Source organism: Streptomyces sp. ICC1 (genome assembly GCF_003287935.1).
Lineage (GTDB): Bacteria > Actinomycetota > Actinomycetes > Streptomycetales > Streptomycetaceae > Streptomyces > Streptomyces tritrimontium.
On sequence record NZ_CP030287.1, the window covers coordinates 7,757,204 to 7,775,636 of the forward strand.

At 71.5% G+C, this 18,433-nt stretch carries 19 protein-coding genes and 1 other RNA gene; 13 read left to right on the top strand and 7 right to left on the bottom strand.

The window, feature by feature from the left end; genetic code table 11:
* Positions 1-283 precede the first annotated feature (283 nt).
* Positions 284-1,393, top strand: a complete 1,110-nt coding sequence (prfB, locus tag DRB96_RS36245) for a peptide chain release factor 2 (RefSeq protein WP_112452241.1) — start codon at positions 284-286, stop codon at positions 1,391-1,393.
* 107 nt (positions 1,394-1,500) lie between these two features.
* Here prfB and DRB96_RS36250 read toward each other — a convergent pair whose 3' ends face one another.
* Positions 1,501-1,695: a hypothetical protein gene (locus DRB96_RS36250; RefSeq protein WP_112452242.1), complete on the bottom strand. Its 195-nt coding sequence runs from the start codon at positions 1,693-1,695 to the stop codon at positions 1,501-1,503.
* 224 nt (positions 1,696-1,919) lie between these two features.
* On the opposite strand from DRB96_RS36250, the gene ftsE reads away from it, so the two are divergent.
* The 5 genes from ftsE (at position 1,920) to ssrA (ending at position 5,850) form a co-directional block, all read left to right on the top strand.
* Positions 1,920-2,609, top strand: a complete 690-nt coding sequence (ftsE, locus tag DRB96_RS36255; RefSeq protein WP_112452243.1) for a cell division ATP-binding protein FtsE — start codon at positions 1,920-1,922, stop codon at positions 2,607-2,609.
* A gap of 17 nt (positions 2,610-2,626) precedes the next feature.
* On the top strand, positions 2,627-3,550 hold the full coding sequence (gene ftsX / locus DRB96_RS36260; protein ID WP_112452244.1) for a permease-like cell division protein FtsX: 924 nt from the start codon (positions 2,627-2,629) through the stop codon (positions 3,548-3,550).
* Between the two features lie 68 nt (positions 3,551-3,618).
* Positions 3,619-4,830, top strand: a complete 1,212-nt coding sequence (locus tag DRB96_RS36265) for a S41 family peptidase (RefSeq protein ID WP_204357906.1) — start codon at positions 3,619-3,621, stop codon at positions 4,828-4,830.
* 18 nt (positions 4,831-4,848) lie between these two features.
* On the top strand, positions 4,849-5,334 hold the full coding sequence (gene smpB, locus DRB96_RS36270; protein WP_112452246.1) for an SsrA-binding protein SmpB: 486 nt from the start codon (positions 4,849-4,851) through the stop codon (positions 5,332-5,334).
* Positions 5,335-5,461: 127 nt separating this feature from the next.
* Positions 5,462-5,850, top strand: a transfer-messenger RNA (tmRNA) gene (gene ssrA / locus DRB96_RS36275).
* 205 nt (positions 5,851-6,055) lie between these two features.
* Here the strand turns inward: ssrA and DRB96_RS36280 are convergent.
* The 3 genes from DRB96_RS36280 to DRB96_RS36290 are packed head-to-tail and all read right to left on the bottom strand — an operon-like array spanning position 6,056 to position 7,880.
* Positions 6,056-6,313, bottom strand: a complete 258-nt coding sequence (locus DRB96_RS36280) for a Txe/YoeB family addiction module toxin (protein WP_112452247.1) — start codon at positions 6,311-6,313, stop codon at positions 6,056-6,058.
* Complete coding sequence (locus DRB96_RS36285) at positions 6,310-6,585, bottom strand: type II toxin-antitoxin system Phd/YefM family antitoxin (protein ID WP_112452248.1); 276 nt, start codon at positions 6,583-6,585, stop codon at positions 6,310-6,312. The genes DRB96_RS36280 and DRB96_RS36285 overlap by 4 nt, the downstream gene beginning before the upstream one ends.
* Positions 6,586-6,614: 29 nt before the next feature.
* A complete protein-coding gene (locus tag DRB96_RS36290; RefSeq protein ID WP_343234662.1) occupies positions 6,615-7,880 on the bottom strand; it encodes an MFS transporter in 1,266 nt (421 codons plus the stop codon).
* 136 nt (positions 7,881-8,016) lie between these two features.
* Between DRB96_RS36290 and DRB96_RS36295 the strand changes: the two genes are divergently transcribed.
* From DRB96_RS36295 to DRB96_RS36315, 5 genes are all read left to right on the top strand, one after another.
* The gene (locus tag DRB96_RS36295) at positions 8,017-9,342 is read left to right on the top strand and encodes a DUF2252 domain-containing protein (protein WP_112452249.1); all 1,326 of its coding nucleotides are present in this window, start codon (positions 8,017-8,019) and stop codon (positions 9,340-9,342) included.
* A gap of 145 nt (positions 9,343-9,487) precedes the next feature.
* Positions 9,488-10,183, top strand: a complete 696-nt coding sequence (locus DRB96_RS36300; protein ID WP_112452250.1) for a hypothetical protein — start codon at positions 9,488-9,490, stop codon at positions 10,181-10,183.
* Between the two features lie 65 nt (positions 10,184-10,248).
* Positions 10,249-11,046 carry a DsbA family protein gene (locus DRB96_RS36305; RefSeq protein ID WP_112452251.1) on the top strand — a complete coding sequence of 266 codons (798 nt, stop codon included), beginning with the start codon at positions 10,249-10,251 and terminating at the stop codon, positions 11,044-11,046.
* A 153-nt stretch (positions 11,047-11,199) separates the two neighbouring features.
* Positions 11,200-12,879 carry an alkaline phosphatase D family protein gene (locus DRB96_RS36310; RefSeq protein ID WP_239516392.1) on the top strand — a complete coding sequence of 560 codons (1,680 nt, stop codon included), beginning with the start codon at positions 11,200-11,202 and terminating at the stop codon, positions 12,877-12,879.
* 253 nt (positions 12,880-13,132) lie between these two features.
* Positions 13,133-14,053 (top strand): zinc metalloprotease, encoded by a 921-nt coding sequence (locus tag DRB96_RS36315; RefSeq protein WP_112452252.1) that lies wholly within the window; start codon positions 13,133-13,135, stop codon positions 14,051-14,053.
* 91 nt (positions 14,054-14,144) lie between these two features.
* On the opposite strand, the gene DRB96_RS36320 is transcribed toward DRB96_RS36315, so the two are convergent.
* Positions 14,145-14,714, bottom strand: a complete 570-nt coding sequence (locus tag DRB96_RS36320; protein WP_112452253.1) for a dienelactone hydrolase family protein — start codon at positions 14,712-14,714, stop codon at positions 14,145-14,147.
* A 51-nt stretch (positions 14,715-14,765) separates the two neighbouring features.
* Here DRB96_RS36320 and DRB96_RS36325 point away from each other — a divergent pair, with 51 nt between their 5' ends.
* Entirely contained in the window at positions 14,766-15,812 is a 1,047-nt protein-coding gene (locus tag DRB96_RS36325; RefSeq protein ID WP_239516393.1) for a mechanosensitive ion channel domain-containing protein, read from the top strand.
* A gap of 215 nt (positions 15,813-16,027) precedes the next feature.
* Here the strand turns inward: DRB96_RS36325 and DRB96_RS36330 are convergent, their stop codons facing one another.
* Both DRB96_RS36330 and DRB96_RS36335 read right to left on the bottom strand, forming a co-directional pair.
* Positions 16,028-16,420 carry a TOBE domain-containing protein gene (locus tag DRB96_RS36330; protein WP_112452255.1) on the bottom strand — a complete coding sequence of 131 codons (393 nt, stop codon included), beginning with the start codon at positions 16,418-16,420 and terminating at the stop codon, positions 16,028-16,030.
* Between the two features lie 287 nt (positions 16,421-16,707).
* The gene (locus DRB96_RS36335; protein ID WP_112452256.1) at positions 16,708-17,604 is read right to left on the bottom strand and encodes a LysR family transcriptional regulator ArgP; all 897 of its coding nucleotides are present in this window, start codon (positions 17,602-17,604) and stop codon (positions 16,708-16,710) included.
* Between the two features lie 70 nt (positions 17,605-17,674).
* On the opposite strand from DRB96_RS36335, the gene DRB96_RS36340 reads away from it, so the two are divergent.
* Positions 17,675-18,352 carry a LysE/ArgO family amino acid transporter gene (locus DRB96_RS36340; protein ID WP_112452257.1) on the top strand — a complete coding sequence of 226 codons (678 nt, stop codon included), beginning with the start codon at positions 17,675-17,677 and terminating at the stop codon, positions 18,350-18,352.
* Positions 18,353-18,433 lie beyond the last annotated feature (81 nt).

Here is an 18,433-nt window from a genome sequence, read left to right on the forward strand (position 1 = left end):
GTCCCCAGGGATGGTGGGGGCCGCGGCCGGGGAGGGGCCGCCGGCAGGGTTGGCGCCGGGACCGCGAGAGCCGCGTACAGGACCAAGTCGGATCGGGGTGGATCAGGCTTGGAGCAGGTCCGGCGGCGGACAGCTCGTCGTCGTGACACGCATGTGGTCCACATGGCGGCGCTTGACGAGGAGAACGGTCATACGGTGAGCGTACGCCCGTACGACCCGCCACCAGAACGGGTGATTCGGCCTGGCCGGAGAGCGGCCCCCGGGGACCGGCTACGCTGGACCCGTGGCAGTCGTCGATGTATCCGAAGAGCTGAAGTCCCTCTCCTCGACCATGGGGTCGATCGAGGCCGTCCTGGACCTCGACAAGCTGAGGGCAGATATCGCCGTGCTCGAGGAGCAGGCCGCCGCGCCGTCCCTGTGGGACGACCCGGACGCCGCCCAGAAGATCACGAGCAAGCTTTCGCACCTCCAGGCCGAGGTCCGCAAGACCGAGAACCTGCGCGGGCGCATCGACGACCTCGCGGTGCTCTTCGAGCTCGCCGTGGAGATGGACGACGCGGACACCCTCGCCGAGGCGGAGACCGAGCTGGTCTCCGTGCGCAAGGCGCTGGACGAGATGGAGGTCCGCACCCTGCTCTCCGGCGAGTACGCCGAGCGCGAGGCGCTGGTCAACATCCGCGCCGAGGCCGGCGGCGTGGACGCCTCCGACTTCGCCGAGCGCCTGCAGCGCATGTACCTGCGCTGGGCCGAGCGCCACGGCTACCCGACCGAGATCTACGAGACCTCGTACGCGGAAGAGGCCGGCATCAAGTCGACCACCTTCGTGGTCAAGGCCCCGTACGCCTACGGCACCCTCTCCGTCGAGCAGGGCACCCACCGGCTCGTCCGGATTTCGCCCTTCGACAACCAGGGCCGCCGCCAGACCTCCTTCGCGGGCGTCGAGGTGCTGCCGGTCGTCGAGTCCAGCGACCACGTCGAGATCGACGAGGGCGAGCTGCGCGTGGACGTGTACCGCGCCTCGGGCCCCGGCGGCCAGGGCGTCAACACGACCGACTCCGCGGTGCGCATCACGCACCTGCCGACCGGCATCGTGGTCTCCTGCCAGAACGAGCGCTCGCAGATCCAGAACAAGGCCAGCGCGATGAACGTCCTCCAGGCCAAGCTGCTCGAGCGGCGCCGCCAGGAGGAGAAGGACAGGATGGACGCCCTCAAGGACGGCGGAAGCTCCTGGGGCAACCAGATGCGCTCCTACGTCCTGCACCCGTACCAGATGGTCAAGGACCTGCGGACGGAGTTCGAGGTCGGCAACCCGCAGGCGGTGCTCGACGGCGAGATCGACGGCTTCCTCGAGGCCGGCATCCGCTGGCGCAAGCAGCAGGAGCAGACCGCGTAAGCACGTGAGCGCGTAGAGCGCGGAAAGGGCCCGGACACCTCAAGGTGTCCGGGCCCTTTCCGCGCTCGATCGGGCTGCGCTTGATCGGGTACGTGGCGGCTGAGGAGCTACGCCGTCTGCTGGGCCACCAGTGCCAGCGCGGCCACCAGGATCACGAGCAGTGCGACGAGCGCCACCGGGTTCAGGCCGCCGGAAAAGGGGCCCTCCTGCTGGAGGCGCTGTCGGTTCGCCCGGCACACCGGGCAGCGGCCCTGGTTCACGGGCGCGGCGCAGTTCGCGCACACGAGCCGGTCATATGTCATGCGCTCCTCCTTCCGTCCCCTCGGGTACAACGGCAGCGGGAACGACTCCGTTCCCCTACCACTGTGCCAGCTCCGGCGACATTAGGCGCGGCCCGTCCGGGCAATCGCGGTCGTGCACGCCGGGGACCAGGGGATATATCGGGCAACTCCGGACGCCGGGTCCACACCCCGCGCCTGTTCGCGTATGGTCACGCTCACCTACTCCCGGCGACCGTGGTGCACCCGTGATCCGATTCGACAACGTCTCCAAGTCCTACCCGAAGCAGAGCCGTCCCGCACTCAGAGATGTCTCCCTGGACATCGCGAAGGGCGAGTTCGTCTTCCTGGTCGGCTCCTCCGGCTCCGGCAAGTCCACCTTCATGCGGCTCATCCTGCGCGAGGAGCGGGCGAGCCACGGCCAGGTGCACGTCCTGGGCAAGGACCTCGCCAAGCTCTCCAACTGGAAGGTCCCGCAGATGCGGCGCCAGCTGGGGTGCGTGTTCCAGGACTTCCGGCTCCTGCCCAACAAGTCGGTGGCCGACAACGTGGCCTTCGCCCAAGAGGTCATCGGCCGGCCGCGCGGCGAGATCAAGAAGGCCGTTCCCCAGGTCCTCGAGCTCGTCGGCCTCGGCGGCAAGGAGGACCGGATGCCCGGCGAGCTCTCCGGTGGTGAGCAGCAGCGCGTGGCCATCGCCCGCGCCTTCGTCAACAGGCCCGCGCTGCTGATCGCGGACGAGCCCACGGGCAACCTGGACCCCCAGACCTCCGTCGGGATCATGAAGCTGCTGGACCGGATCAACCGGACCGGCACCACCGTGATCATGGCGACCCACGACCAGCAGATCGTCGACCAGATGCGCAAGCGCGTCATCGAACTCGAGCTGGGCCGTCTCGTCCGCGACCAGTCGCGCGGCGTCTACGGCTACCAGCACTGAAAGGCTCCTGAGACGCGATGCGCGCCCAGTTCGTCATGTCGGAGATCGGGGTCGGTCTCCGCCGCAATCTGACCATGACCTTCGCGGTCATCATCTCCGTATCCCTGTCGCTGGCCCTGTTCGGCGGCTCCCTGCTCATGCGCGACCAGGTGAGCAAGATGAAGGGCTACTGGTACGACAAGGTCAATGTCTCGATCTACCTCTGCAACAAGAACGACGCCGAGGCCACCGGCGGCGCCTCCTGCTCCAAGGGCGCGGTGACGCCCGAGCAGAAGACGGCCCTGGAGACCGAGCTCAAGGGAATGGACCTCGTCGAGAACGTTTCGTACGAGTCCTCCGACGAGGCCTTCAAGCACTACAAGGAGCAGTTCGGGCACACCGCCCTGGCCGCCTCCATCACCCCGGACCAGATGCCCGAGTCCTTCCGGGTGAAGCTCAAGCAGCCCGAGAAGTACAAGGTCATCACGACCTCCTTCTCCGGACGTGACGGAGTCCAGTCGGTCGAGGACCAGCGCACCGTGCTGGACAACCTCTTCAGACTCCTCGGCTACCTCAACATCGCCGCCCTCGGCATCATGCTGATCATGCTCATCGTGGCGCTGCTGCTGATCGTCAACACGGTGCGCGTCTCCGCCTTCAGCCGGCGGCGCGAGACCGGGATCATGCGGCTGGTGGGCGCGTCCAGCTTCTACATCCAGGTGCCGTTCATCATGGAGGCCGCCTTCGCGGGCCTCATCGGCGCCCTCCTCGCCTGCGGCATGCTCGGCGCCGGCCAGTACTTCGTGATCGACCACGGCGCCGCGCTCCGCGACAAGATGGAGCTCATCAACTTCATCGGCTGGGACTCGGTCCTGACCAAGCTGCCGCTGGTGCTCGTCATCGGGGTGCTCATGCCCTCGCTGGCCGCCTTCGTGGCGCTGCGCAAGTACCTGAAGGTGTGACAAGCGACCCGTGAGCGGTCCGGCCGACCAGCCGTACCCGCCGCGGGTCCTGTCCTAGACTCGGCGCCATGCCGGGCTTGCCGAGTGTTCCCGCCTTCTGTCCACGGCCCCGCGACATGCGTCGCGGGGCCGTTTTGACGTTGGCCTTCCTCGCGGCCGTCGGCGCCGGTGCGTGCACCGGCAGTTGGGACTCCGGCCACGGGGAATCCGCGTCCTCCCTCCTGGCGGCCCGTACGGGCCCCGCCGTGCCCCCGCCGCGCCCGCCGGCGGACCGCGAGGCGGGCACCGCTGACCGGGACGCGGTGACCCGCGCGGCCGCCGAGGCCGTCGCCGAGGGCAAGTCGGGCAAGAAGGCCGCCGAGGACGTCGTCAGCCGCAGCGGGGACCGCTGGGGCACCGTGTACGACCAGAGCGAGTACGAGGCCTTCGCCGACGAGCTCGACGGCCACTGGACCGGCGTCGGCCTGTGGGCCGCCAGGCTGCGCGACGGCCGCGTGGAGATCGACCGGGTCCAGCCCGGCGGTCCCGCCGCCCGGGCCGGGCTGCGCGCCGGGGACCGGCTGCTGAGCATCGACGGGCAGGGCGTGAGCGGGCTGCGGGTCGGCGAGGTGGTGGCCCTGCTGCGCGGCGCCGCCGGCACCCCCGTGGTGCTGCACCTGACCCGCGACGGAGCCGATCTCACCGTGACCGTGCGGCGCGAGGAGCTGCGCACGGATCCGGTGACCGTACGGGAGCTGCCGGGCGGCATCACGGTCATCAAGGTCGCCTCCTTCACCCGGGGCTCCGGCGAGCGCGTACGGTCCGCCGTCCGCGCCGCCCCGGCCGGCGGCGGGGTCATGCTCGACCTGCGCGGCAACACGGGCGGGCTGGTCACCGAGGCGGTGACGGCCGCCTCCGCCTTCCTGGACGGCGGGCTCGTGGCGACGTACGACGTGCGCGGCGCCCAGCACGCCCTCTACGCGTCCCCGGGCGGGGACACGGACCGGCCGCTGGTGGCGCTGATCGACGGCGGCACGATGAGCGCGGCCGAGCTGGTCACCGGTGCCCTCCAGGACCGGGGCCGCGCGGTGGCGGTCGGCACCCGCACCTTCGGCAAGGGCTCGGTGCAGATGCCGACGGAGCTCCCGGACGGGTCGGTGGCGGAACTGACGGTGGGCACGTACCGCACCCCGGCGGGCCGCAGCCTCGACGGCGGGGGCATCACGCCCGACCTTTCGGCGGCGGACGGGGTCGAGGATCGGGCCCGAACGGTATTGAGTGGCCTCGGGGTGGGTCCGTAGTGCGAAAATGACCGCACTATGGCTAAGGAAACAGGGCGCAAGCTGATCGCCCAGAACAAGAAGGCGCGGCACGACTACACGATCATCGACACCTACGAGTGCGGTCTCGTGCTCACCGGTACCGAGGTCAAGTCCCTGCGCCAGGGCCGTGCCTCGCTGGTGGACGGCTTCGTGTCGGTGGAGAGCGGCGAGGCGTGGCTCTACAACGTCCACGTGCCGGAGTACAGCCAGGGCACCTGGACCAACCACAGCGCGCGGCGCAAGCGCAAGCTGCTCCTGCACCGCGAGGAGATCGACAAGCTGGAGTCGAAGACGGGGGAGACGGGCAACACGATCGTGCCGCTCGCCCTGTACTTCAAGGACGGCCGGGCGAAGATCGAGATCGCGCTGGCGAGGGGCAAGAAGGAGTACGACAAGCGCCAGTCCCTGCGGGAGAAGCAGGACACGCGCGAGACGAACCGGGTGATCTCGGCCGTGAAGCGCAAGGAGCGCGCCCAGCTTTAATCTCCTGGCACGCGGAGGTCCACTTCGCGTACCATGGCGTCAGCACCACGCGCTTGCGGGTGGTGCCGGTCGGTCGGAACGCATGGAGAGCGCCGGCTCGATCTCACAACTGAAGAGTGTGAAACATGGGGATGATCGGTTTCGACAGCGGATGTTGATGTAGGGGAAGCGAGCCGAGAAAGCGGCAATGATCTCGTTAACCATATGTCGCAAACAATAATCGCCAACTCCAAGAGCGATAACTCCCGCTTCACCCTCGCTGCCTAATAACAGTGAGCTGAAGCCTCTGTGAGGAGCGTCAGCCCGGAAGTGGTCCCGGTCCGGATCCTGGCGTCAATTAGGGATCTAAACCTCTAACCCCGGTCACGGGGGCTAGGGGGAAACCAAACAGTGACTGAGCCCGTCGGAGACTTGTCCGTGTGATCTCCGGGGCTGAGAAAAGCGCAGCGGAATGCGCTCGGAGAAGCCCTACTTCTGCACCGTTGGACGCGGGTTCGATTCCCGCCATCTCCACAACCCCCATGTTGGGCAAAGGCCCCGCGGCCATCAGGCTGCGGGGCCTTTGTCGTGCCCGAAGCCCCCCCCGTGGGCGAACCGGGTGTCCCGCCCATGCCGGAGAGGACCCCGCGGGCCCTCCGTGAGGCCATCGCCTTCATGGCCCGCTGGTGGGGCGAGTACGCCATCGCTTCACCTTCGTCCCCCGGGTCCAAGGCCCTCAGGGTCAGTAGTGGTAGCGGGCCTTGAGGATCTTCACTTCCTTGTCGTCCGCCCGGTAGACGAGCCGGTGTTCGTCATCGATCCGGCGGGACCAGTAGCCCGACAGCTCGCCCTTCAGGGGTTCGGGTTTGCCGATCCCGCCGAACGGGTCGCGCTGGATTTCGCCGATCAGGCGGGTGATCCTGCGGGCCATCTTCCGGTCGGAGGAGAGCCAGAAGAGGAAGTCGTCCCAGGCCGCGGGGTCGAAGTGGACGCCCCTCACTCCTCGCCCCCGGCCATCTCCCTCAGCTCGTCCAGTGTCCTGGTGACGGTGATGGCACCCTCGCGGTCGCGGGCGACCGCTTCCATCAGGCGCTTCGCGTTCTCCGGAGACCGGAGCAGGTAGACGGTCTCCTGCCAGGAGTCGTAGTCGTCGGCGGCCATGAGGACGGCGTCGCCGCCCTTGGAGGTGATGCGCACCGGAGTGTGGTCCGTGTTGACGCGCTCGATGAGCGGGAACAGGGTCGCTCTGGCCTCGCTGGCGCTTATGGACATGGCGTCACTCCATTCTCGAAGGTACCGATCTACCGTACCAGTCTTGTACCGAAAACCGGTACCAGTCTTGTCCCGGCAAGGAGGAAGGCCAGCAGGGCCGCCGCGGCCGGCAGGGCGTACGGGGCGGTCGTGCCGAGGTGGTCGATCGCGGATCCGGCGGCCGCCGAGCCGACCGCGATGCCCGCGAAGATCGCGGTGACGGCCAGGGTCATCCCCTCGTTCAGCCGGCCCGGCGGGGTCACCGCGTGGACCCGGGACATGGCCGTGACCATGACCGGGGCCGTGGCCGTGCCGGCGGCCAGCAGGGCCGCGGCGAGGCCGGGCACCGAACCCGCGGCCGCCGCCGCCCACGGCAGCGCCATCGCCCCGGCCAGGACGGCCAGGCAGACCGGGAGCCCGCGCGGGCGCAGGGTGCCGTACAGCAGGCCGGCCGCGCAGGAGCCCGCCGCCTGGAGGGCGAGGACCGGGCCCGAGAGCGCGCCGAGGCCGTGGGCGCCGAGGTGGGCGACCGAGGTGATCTCCATCGAGCCGAACATGGTGCCGAGCACGAAGAACAGGGGCAGGAGACGGCCCAGGGCCCGCAGTGGAGACCGGCCGCGGACCGCGGGCGCCGGCGGGGGCTCCGTGGCCCGGTGGGCGGTGAAGACCAGCATGCCGGTGAGGAGCAGCACGGCGCCCGCGAGCGTGCCCGCCTCGGGGAAGACGGCCGTGCACAGGAACGCGGCGGCCACCGGCCCGAGCATGTACGCCAGCTCGTCCGCGGCCTGTTCGAAGGACATCGCGGTGTGGTGCGCGGCCGGTTCGCCCTTCAGCAGGTGCGTCCAGCGGGCGCGGGACATGCCGCCGATGTTGGGGGTGGTCGCGGTGGCGGCGTAGGAGGCGAAGAGGGTCCAGGCCGGGGCCCCGGTACGGACGCACGCGACGAGGGAGAGCGAGCCGAGGACCGCGATCAGGGTGGCGGGTACGGCGACACGGGCCTGCCCGTGCCGGTCCACCAGCCGGGCCGTCCAGGGCGCCACGAGCGCGGTGGCCGCCAGGCCGGCCGCCACGACCGCCCCGGCCAGGGCGTACGAGCCGCGCTGGCCCGCGATCATCATGACGGCGCTGATGCCGAACATGCCCATGGGCAGCCGGGCGATCAGGTTCCCGGTGGTGAAGCCGCGGGTGCCGGGGAGCGCGAACAGCCGCCGGTACGGGCCTGCGGCGCGGGCCGGCCGCGCCGCCGGGGCAGAGGGGGAAGCGGAGGGGGAGGCTGAGGCTGAGGCGAGGACCAGCGTGCTGCCGGTGACGGCCATCAGGGGGGCCGGGCGAGACCGGGTGCGGGGTGGGCGGGCACTGACCGGTACGGTCATGCGTTGCACGACCAACGGCAGTGTCCGAAATGCATGATCGAAAATGCGATCCACCCCGCGCCACCTGGAGGCACCCGCCATGGCGGTTCCCGAGACGACCGACGAGCAGCGCGCCGAGCAGATACTCGACGTGTTCGACATCGCGTTCGGTGAGCTGATCACCGCCGACCCGACCGCCTTCCAGGTCAAGTTCCGGAAGATGGCCGCCTCCGCGTTCGCCTTCTACCGGGGCACGGCCTGCCTCTTCTACGCCGACCTGGAGCGCGAGCGGCACGGCGGCCCGTACCTGGACGAGCGCACCGGCCGGGTGTGGATCCACGGCGATCTGCACGCCGAGAACTTCGGCACCTACATGGACTCGAACGGCCGTCTGGTCTTCAACGTCAACGATTTCGACGAGGCGTACGTCGGCCCGTTCACCTGGGACCTCAAGCGGTTCGCGGCCTCCGTCGCGCTGATCGGCTACACCAAGGCCCTCAGCGACGAGCAGATCAGCGAGCTGGTGCGGACGTACGCGGCCGCCTACCGCGAGCGCATCCACGCGCTCGCCACCGGCGCCAAGAACGAGGAGGTCCCCTCCTTCACCCTGGACACCGCCGACGGCCCGCTGCTGGACGCCCTGCGCGACGCCCGCCGGCGCACCCGCTTCTCGCTCCTCGACTCGATGACCGAGATCCGCGATTTCGAGCGCCGCTTCTCCCCCGGCCCCGGGACCATCGAGCTGGACGCGGCCACCCGCTACAAGGTGCTCGCCGCCTTCGACGGCTACCTGGAGACCCTCCCCGACGAGTCCCTGGTCCGCCCGGACTCCTACCGGGTCAAGGACGTGGTGGGCCGCCGGGGCGTGGGGATCGGCTCGGCGGGCCTGCCCTCGTACAACATCCTGCTGGAGGGGCACAGCGACGCCCTGGAGAACGACGTCGTGATCTACCTCAAGCAGGCGCAGACCCCGGCCGTGTCCCGGCACGTCACCGACCGGGCGGTGCGGGACTACTTCCGGCACGAGGGGCACCGCACGGTGATCTCGCAGCGCGCCCTCCAGGCGCACGCCGATCCGTGGCTGGGCTGGACCGAGCTGGACGGGGCGGGGCAGCTGGTGGCGGAGGTCTCCCCGTACGCGGTGGACCTGGACTGGTCCGACCTGGACGACCCGGAGGAGATCGCGGCCGTGGTCGCGGACCTCGGCCGGGCCACGGCGACGATGCACGGCGCGGCGGACGAGCAGCAGAGCGGCCAGACACTGGTCCCCTTCTCCACCGAGCGGGCCATCGACGCGGCCATCGCCGCGGACGAGGAGGGCTTCGCCCGGCTGCTGGTGGACTTCGCCCACGCCTACGGGGCCCGGGCGCGCGCCGACCACCAGATCTTCGTGGACCTCTTCCGCAACGGGCGGATCACTCCGTAGGACCGTGCGCCGGGCGGCGGGTACCGGACGGGGGGCGGGTACCGGACGGGGGGTGAAAGCCGCGATCCCTCCCGAAAGGCGCGTTCCGCGCCCCTTTCGGGACCTGCGCCCCGTCCTCACAGGGACTCGTGGCACACTCGCGGCGATGGACATATCCGGGGTGGGACCACGAGGGCTGCGGGCCGCGCTGTTCAGCGCGTTCGTCGTGCTGCTCTCGGCCGGCTCGCACGTCCTGATGTCCCGGACCCCGCTGCCGCCCGCCCTGGTGGGCGGGGCCTTCGCCGCCGTGTTCGCGATCGCCTACGCCCTGGCGGGGCGCGAGCGGGGCCTCGGCCCCATCGCCGGCCTGCTCGTACCGCTGGAGCTGGCCGCCGACACCGTCTTCACCTCCGGCCAGCACCTCTGCTACGGGCCCGCCGGCGGGCCCGTCTCGGGCCCGCTGCGCGCCATGGGCCTCGCCGACCTGTGCGGCGGCTCGCCCCTGGGCGGTCCGCTGGCCGAGGCGGGCGGGGCCGCCGCCGACCCGGGAGCGCTCCTGGCCGCGCCCGGACCGTGGACGCCCTGGCTGCTGCTGGGCGCGCACGTAGGCGTCGGGCTGGTCGCCTCGGTGTGGCTGCGGCACGGGGAGCGGGCACTGGGACGACTGCTGGACGCGGCCGCCGCCTGCGCCTTCCGGCCGCTGCGGCTGGCCTCGGCCAAAGTGGTGGCGGCCTTCGGCCCGACTCCGCGGCGGGCCCTGCGGCCGACGCCCGCGGGCACCGCGGCCCGTACGCGCTTCCCGGCACATTCCGTGGGACGGCGGGGACCTCCCCGCGTACACGGCGCGCTCGCCCGCGCCTGACGTACGCATGGCAGTCCGCCCTTCCATCCGGCTTCGCTCCGAAGCCACACCCCACGGAGATCACCATGAGCGCACGCAACAGCCAGGCGAACAAGGCGGCGGCCCGCGAGAAGCTGCGCGCCGAGCGCGAGAAGCAGGCCAAGCAGGCCAGGGCCCGCCGCCAGGTGTTCGTCGCGGCCGGCGTCGCGGCCGCCCTCGCCCTCGTCGGAGGCGTCGGCTACCTGGTCGTGCAGGCGAACAAGCCCGGCGAGTGGGACAAGGCCGCGGACGCGGCCCTGGTCGCGCCGAAGAACACCTCGGGCGAGAACGGCACGACCGTGATCGTCGGCAAGGCGGACGCCAAGAAGACGCTGGAGCTGTACGAGGACTCGCGCTGCCCGGTCTGCGCGACCTTCGAGCAGGCCATCGGCCCGCAGGTCAAGAAGGACCTCGACGCCGGCAAGTACAAGATCCAGTACATCGGCGCCACCTTCATCGACAAGGGCATCCCGGGCAGCGGCTCGAAGAACGCCCTGAGCGCGCTGGGCGCGGCCCTCAACGTCAGCCCCGAGGCCTTCCTGGAGTACAAGACGGCCCTCTACTCCGCGGCGAACCACCCGGAGGAGAAGGACGACAAGTTCGGCAAGGACGCCTACCTGCTGACGGTCGCGGACCAGGTCCCGGCACTCAAGGACAACGCCGAGTTCAAGAAGGCCGTCGAGGACGGCACGTACAACCGGTGGGCCCTGGAGATGTCCAAGACCTTCGACAAGAGCGGTGTCACGGGCACGCCCACCCTGAAGATCGACGGCAAGAAGATCGACCCGCTGCCGCAGACCCCCGAGGCGTTCACGACGGCCGTCGACAAGGCGCTGGCCGGCTGACGCTCCACCGGCCGGAGCCCCGCTGACCGAGGCTCCACCACCGGCCCGGAACGACCGGTCCACCGCGCGGGCGGGCGAACTCCCAGAGTTCGCCCGCCTGTTGCTTTCACAGGGCTTCTCCACCGGCTGTACCCGTCGGTAATATGACCATCCGTGACCAGTCAACTCTCCTCTTCCGCACCGGATTCGGCGTCCGCGCCGAACCCCCGCCGCCGCACCGTCGTGCTGGCCGCGGCGGCCACCGCCGCCCTCGCCCCGATGACCGCGCTGGCCGCCGGCCCGGCCCGCGCGGCCGCGGGCGCCGGCGCCCCCTCCTTCGCGCACGGCGTCGCCTCGGGCGACCCGCTGCCCGACGGGATCCTGCTGTGGACCCGTGTCACCCCGGTCCCCGGGGCCGTGCCGGGCTCCGGCGCGGGGCCCGCCCTCCAGGTGGGCTGGGAGATCGCCGAGGACAAGGCCTTCTCCCGGGTCGTCGCCGGCGGCTCCGTCGCCACGAGTGCCGCCCGCGACCACACCGTCAAGGCCGACGTGCGCGGGCTGCGGCCGCAGACGGCGTACTGGTACCGGTTCAGCGCCGGCGGGTCGCTCTCCCCGGTCGGGCGGACCCGCACCGCTCCCGCCGACGGGACGACCACCCCCGGGGTCCGCTTCGGCGTGGTCTCCTGCGCCAACTGGGAGTCGGGCTACTTCTCGGCGTACCGGCACCTGGCCGCGCGGGCCGACCTGGACGCGGTCCTGCACCTGGGCGACTACCTCTACGAGTACAAGACCGGCGGCTACCCCGAGCCGAAGTACGTCGTACGGCAGCACGAGCCGGCGCACGAGATCCTGACCCTGGCCGACTACCGCACGCGCCACGGCAAGTACAAGACGGACCCCGACCTCCAGGCCCTGCACCAGGCCCACCCGGTCATCGCGATCTGGGACGACCACGAGATCGCCAACGACAGCTGGGCCGGCGGCGCCGAGAACCACGACCCGGCCACCGAGGGCGACTTCGCCGCCCGCGCGGCGGCCGCCCGCCAGGCGTACTTCGAGTGGATGCCGGTCCGCACCTCCACCGAGGGCACCGTCTACCGCAGGCTGCGCTTCGGCACCCTCGCCGACCTGCACCTGCTGGACCTGCGCAGCTTCCGCTCGCAGCAGGCCGGCATCGGCAGCGGCGCGGTGGACGACCCGGAGCGCACGATCACCGGCCGGGCGCAGCTGGACTGGCTGAAGGCGGGGCTGGCGGGCTCGCAGGCCACCTGGAAGCTGGTGGGCACCTCGGTGATGATCTCGCCGGTGGCCTTCGGCTCCCTGCCCGCGCACCTGCTGGAGCCGCTCGCCGAGCTGCTCGGCCTGCCCAAGGGCGGGCTCGCGGTCAACGTGGACCAGTGGGACGGCTACACGGACGACCGCCGCGAGCTGCTGGGCCACCTGACGGACCGGGGCGTGCGCAACACCGTCTTCCTGACCGGCGACATCCACATGGCGTGGGCCAACGACGTCCCGGTGGCGGCGGCCACCTACCCGTGGTCGCGGTCGGCGGGCGTGGAGTTCGTGGTGACGTCGGTGACCTCCGACAACATAGACGACCTCCTGCACGTCCCGGCGGACACCGTCTCGCTGGTCGCCGAGACGGCGATCAAGGCGGCCAACCGGCACGTGAAGTGGCTGGACATGGACGCCCACGGATACGGCGTGCTGGACGTGACGGCCGAGCGGTCGCAGATGGACTACTACACGATCTCCGACAAGCGGCGCCAGGACGCCACGGCCGCCTGGCAGCGCTCGTACCGGACGCTGAACGGAACGCAGAAGGTGGAGCGGGCGGACCAGCCCGTCCGCTGACCCATGCGGGCCCGACACTGACATACCGTCAAATCTCTTGTCCGAAGGGGCGTCTGGTGCAGACCAGGCGCCCTTTCGGCGTCAGAAGCAACAAATATTTAACGCAAGACCCTTGACCTGTACGCGTCATCAACCCATAAGCTTCGCGCCATCCGAAGTGATCTTCGGCCTGAAAGCCCCCACCGAGACCCCACCTCGAGGAGCACACGTGCGCGCAGTTGCCCGCATATCCCCCCTTCTTCGCCGTCGCCTGATGAGTACGGCCGTCCTGGCCGGAACCCTGGCCTTCACCCCGCTCGCCGCCGCCAAGACCGGCGCCGAGGTGTGCGCCGAGGAGTCCGCCGGAGCGGCCAACGCCCGCGTGGCGCGGCCGAAGGACCAGCACGCGGCCGAGCCGAACGAGGTCACCGAGGCCCAGTCCAAGGCCATGGACGCCGACCTCCAGGCGAAGCTGGCGAAGACCTCGAAGGAGCCGCGCAGCCTGCGCGTCGCCGAGGCCGTGACGAGCATCCCCGTGTACTTCCACGTCATCCACTCCGGCACCACCGGAAAGCTGACGTCCACCGACATCACCAAGCAGCTCGCGGTCCTCAACGCGGCCTACGGCGGCCAGGGCACCGGGAACGCCAACACGAACTACCAGTTCACCCTGGCGGCGACCGACTACACGGACAACGCCTCCTGGTACAACCTGGCTTCCGGCTCCACGGCCGAGAAGAACATGAAGAACACCCTGCGCCAGGGTGGTGCGGGCGCCCTGAACTTCTACACCGCGAACCTCTCCGGCGGACTGCTGGGCTGGGCCACCTTCCCCAGCTCCTACGCCTCCCAGCCCAAGATGGACGGCGTGGTCGTCCTCGACACCTCGCTGCCCGGCGGCTCCGCCGCCAACTACAACGAGGGCGACACCGCGACCCACGAGGTCGGCCACTGGCTCGGGCTCTACCACACCTTCCAGGGCGGCTGTAACGGCAGCGGCGACTCCGTCTCCGACACCCCGGCCGAGAAGAGCGCGGCCTTCGAGTGCCCGACCGGGCGCGACAGCTGCGCCGCCAAGGCGGGCGTCGACCCGATCCACAACTTCATGGACTACACGTACGACTCCTGCATGTACCAGTTCACCGCGGGCCAGGTGACCCGCATGAAGAGCATGTGGACGGCGTACCGCGCCTGACGTCCGGCGCACGCGTGACGGGCCCGCAAGAGGCCCGCACGACGATGGGGCCCCCGCGCTCGCGGGGGCCCCATCCGTGCGTTCCCCCGGGCTACAGGCCGTCGAGGAAGCCGAGGGCGACGGTCCAGGCGTGCTCGGCGGCCTCGGCGTCGTAGTCGTCCAGCCCCGGGTCGGTGAACAGGTGCCCGGCCCCCGGGTAGGTGTGGACCTCCACGTCCGCCCCGGCCTTCCGCATGCCCAGGTACCAGGCGGTCAGCCAGTCGTGCGGCTCGAAGGGGTCCGGATCCGCGATGTGCAGCTGCACCGGCAGGTCGTCGATGAAGAGGCCGTCCTCCAGGTCGGCCGTCCCGTGCAGGAGCAGCAGCCCGCGGGCCTTCGCGTCGGCGAGCGCCAGGTGCTGGGCGAGCGAGCCGCCGAAGGAGAAGCCGGCGTAGACCAGCCCCTGGTCGGAGTGGGGGGCCGCAGCCAGTACCGCGCGCTTGAGCAGCTCGTCACGGCCGATCCCGTCCCGGTGGGCCATGCCCTCCTCGACGGTCTCGAAGGTGCGTCCCTCGAAGAGGTCCGGCACCTGGACCTCGTGCCCGGCGGCGCGCAGCCGGTCGGCCGCCTCCCGCACCGCGGGCCGCAGCCCGTAGGTCGAATGGAAAAGCATGATGTTCATGCCTCCATCGTGCCAGCTCCCCCGGACCCCGTCCGGCTACGGTTGGCGTCCATGGACACGGACTCGCTCCTGCGCCCGGTCGCGGCGGTCGCCGGCACCCTGGCCCTCACCCTGATCGCGGGATGGCTGCTCGACCTGCTCCTGCGCCGGGCCGACGCCCGGCACAGCGAGACCCCGCTGTGGGGCCTGCTGCGCCGCTGCCGCCCTCCGTTCCAGGTGGTCCTGGCGGCCTCGCTGCTCCAGGGCCTGCGCCACCGCGCGGACGGCTGGGGCCACGCGCTGACCCTGGTCCTGATCGCCTCGGCCGCGTGGCTGCTGGTGCGCGTCACGACGGCGATCGTGGACTCCGTCTACGCCCGCTACGCGGCCGACACCCCCGACGACGCCCGCGTCCGCCGGGTCCGCACCCAGGTCACGCTGATCCAGCGGGTGGTCACGGCGGTGGTGATCGTGGTGGCGATCGGGGCGCTGCTGCTCACGTTCCCCGAGATGCGGACGGTCGGCACCTCGATGCTGGCCTCGGCGGGCGTCCTCGGCATCGTGGTGGGCATCGCGGCCCAGTCCGCCCTGGGCAACCTCTTCGCCGGACTCCAGATCGCCTTCGGCGACACCGTCCGGATCGGCGACACGGTGGTCGTCGACAAGGAATGGGGCACGGTGGAGGAGATCACCCTCACGTTCCTCACCGTCCGCACCTGGGACGAGCGCCGCATCACGATGCCGGTGTCGTACTTCACGGGCAAGCCCTACGAGAACTGGTCGCGCGGCGGCGCGCAGATGACGGGCACCGTGTTCTGGCACCTGGACCACAGCGCCCCGGTGGACCTGATGCGCGAGCAGCTCCAACGGATCCTGAAGGACGTCCCGGAATGGGACGGCCGCACGGGCTCCCTCGCCGTCACGGACACCACGCCGCACACGATCCACGTCCGCGCGGTGGTCACGGCGAAGGACGCCGACGACGTGTGGACCGTGCGCTGCGCGGTCCGCGAGCGCCTGATCACCTGGCTGGTGACCCACCATCCGTACGCCCTCCCCCACATCGCCACCACGGAGGCGGCGCCCCCACCGGACGGATCCGGCCCCACCGGCGATTGAGGCGCGGGGGCCGGGGCGGAGCCCGGGACGGGTCCGGGGGCGGAGCCCGGGGAACGGCGCCCGAGCCACCCGCCCCCTGCCCACACCCGCCCGCGAGGCCCGCCGCGCCGGCGCGGGCGACCCGGCGGGCGAGGCCGCCGACCATCTCGGGGCTCCGGTGCGCTGAGGCCGGGGGGCGCCGGGGGCCGGCGGGGGCCGGCCCGTGGGCCCAGGGCTCAGGTGCGGTCGATGAAGACGCTCGTCGACTTCACCCGCGCGGTCGCCCGCGCCCCGACCTCCAGGCCGAGTTCCTCCACCGCTTCACGGGTCAGCAGCGACACGATGCGGTGCGGACCGGCCTGGATCTCCACCTGCGCGTCGACCGTGCCCAGCTTCACGCCGGTAACGATGCCGGGGAAGGCATTGCGCGCCGAGGTGTGCGGGGCCTCCTCGTTCTCGGCGCCCTCCTGCGCGGCTTCCACGCAGAACGCGGCCAGGTCCGGCCCGTCCACCATCCGCCGCGTGCCCTCCCGGCGCGTGGGGAACCGCTCCGCGTCGGCCCACCGCCGTGCCGTGTCGACGCTGACGCCCAGCAGCCGCGCCGCCTGGCCGATCGTGTAGGACTCCATGCCGGAAGCCTATGTCCTGGCCCCCGCGCCGCCGCAGCCGGCAGCCGGCCCGCGCCGCAGAGGGACGCCGCCGGCCCGCGCAGGCCGCCCGGTCACAGCACTAGTGCTGTGGCCGGAAGGGTTTGCCGGGTCGCGGTGTCCGGTGCGGTGCATCTCCCCCAGCTACCGCCGGGAGGGGCCCCCGGGCGGAGGACCACGCCTCGTACTGGACGTACCGGCGCGGTCCGACAACGCGGCGAGGTGCCGTGCCGGGCGCCGCGACCCGGTGAACCTTTCCGGTCACAGCACTAGCGCAGTGCGGCCGCCGCAGCTCGGGCGACGGCCTCCGCCAGCGTCGACAGCGCGGGCGAGTCCAGCTTCCACTGCTGCCAGTACAGCGGCACGTCCAGGCTCCGCCCCGGCGCGATCAGCACCAGCTTCCCGGCCTCCAGCAGCGGCCCGGCCTGGGCCTCCGGCACCATCGCCCAGCCCAGCCCGGCAACGGCCGCGTCACAGAAACCCTCCGACGTCGGCACGTGGTGGCGGACCCGCGAGGCCCCGGCCGCCGGGTCCCCCGTCACCATCCGGACGAAGCCGTCCTGGATCAGGTCCCGCCGGTCGAAGACGACGACCGGTGCCTGCCGCAGGTCCCGCTCCACCTCGCCCCGCAGGTGCCGGGCGGCGAACTCCGGACTCGCCACCGGCAGGTACCGCGCGAGCCCCAGCCGGCGGACCGTGCACCCCGCCACCGGTTCCGGCTGCGAGGTCACCGCCGCCATCACGCGCCCGTCCCGCAGCAACGCGGTCGCGTGCCCCTCGTCCTCGCGGTGCAGGTCGAAGCAGACCGGCGGGTCCTGCGGCACCCCCGTCAGCGCGGGCAGGAACCACGTGGCGAGCGAGTCCGCGTTGACGGCGATCGGCAGGCGCACCGGCCCCAAGCCCTCCGCCATGCCGAGCTCGGCGCGCGCGTCGCGCTCGAGGCGGGCCAGCTGGCGCGCGAAGCGGACGACGACCTCGCCGGACTCGGTCGCCCGTACCGGTTTGGTCCGCATCAGCAACACCCGGCCGGTCCGCTGCTCCAGCGCCTTGACGCGCTGGCTCACGGCGGACGGGGTCACGTGCAGGGCGGCCGCCGCCGCGTCGAAGGTGCCCTCGTCGATCACCGCGAGCAGGGTCCTTACCTGGTCCACGGGCAGCTCATCCATCACGATCGCTAATGCTACGTAAGAATCTTTAGCTGTACTGCTCGACCCGCCGCTGCTTACGGTCGAGGACATGACCCACGGCATCATCCCGGCGGCCCTCGCGGGCTTCGGCACCGGACTCTCCCTCATCGTCGCCATCGGCGCCCAGAACGCCTTCGTCCTGCGCCAGGGCGTGCGCCGCCACTCGGTCCTCGCCGTGGTCGCCATCTGCGCGCTCTCCGACGCGGCCCTCATCGCCCTCGGCGTGGCGGGGGTCGGCGCGTTCGTCACCGCCTGGCCACCCGCCCTCACCCTGGTCGGACTCGTCGGCGGCGCCTTCCTGATCGGCTACGGGGCCCTCGCCGCCCGCCGCGTACTGCGCCCCGCTCCCGGCGCGGCGCTCGGCGCCGAGGACTCCGGTACGGGAACGGGAACGGAACCGGGCGCGGCCCCCGGCACCGGCACCGGCACGGGTTCCGCCGCCGCCCGCCGCGCCGTGCTGACCTGCCTGGCCATGACCTGGCTCAACCCGCACGTGTACCTCGACACCGTGCTCCTCCTCGGCTCCCTCGCCGCCGACCGGGGCGACCTGCGCTGGGCGTTCGGCATCGGAGCCTGCCTGGCGAGCCTCACCTGGTTCGGGGCGCTCGGCTACGGCGCCCGGCTGCTCAGCGGCCTGCTCGCCCGGCCCTCGGCGTGGCGGGTGCTGGACGGGCTCGTCGCCGCGACCATGGTCACGATGGGCGGCCTGCTCCTCGCCCGGGCCTGAGGCCGTCCGCCACCCGCCACCCGCCACCGGTCCGCCCCATGAACACTCCCCAAGTGGGTACGGATCACCGCGCTTTGCACT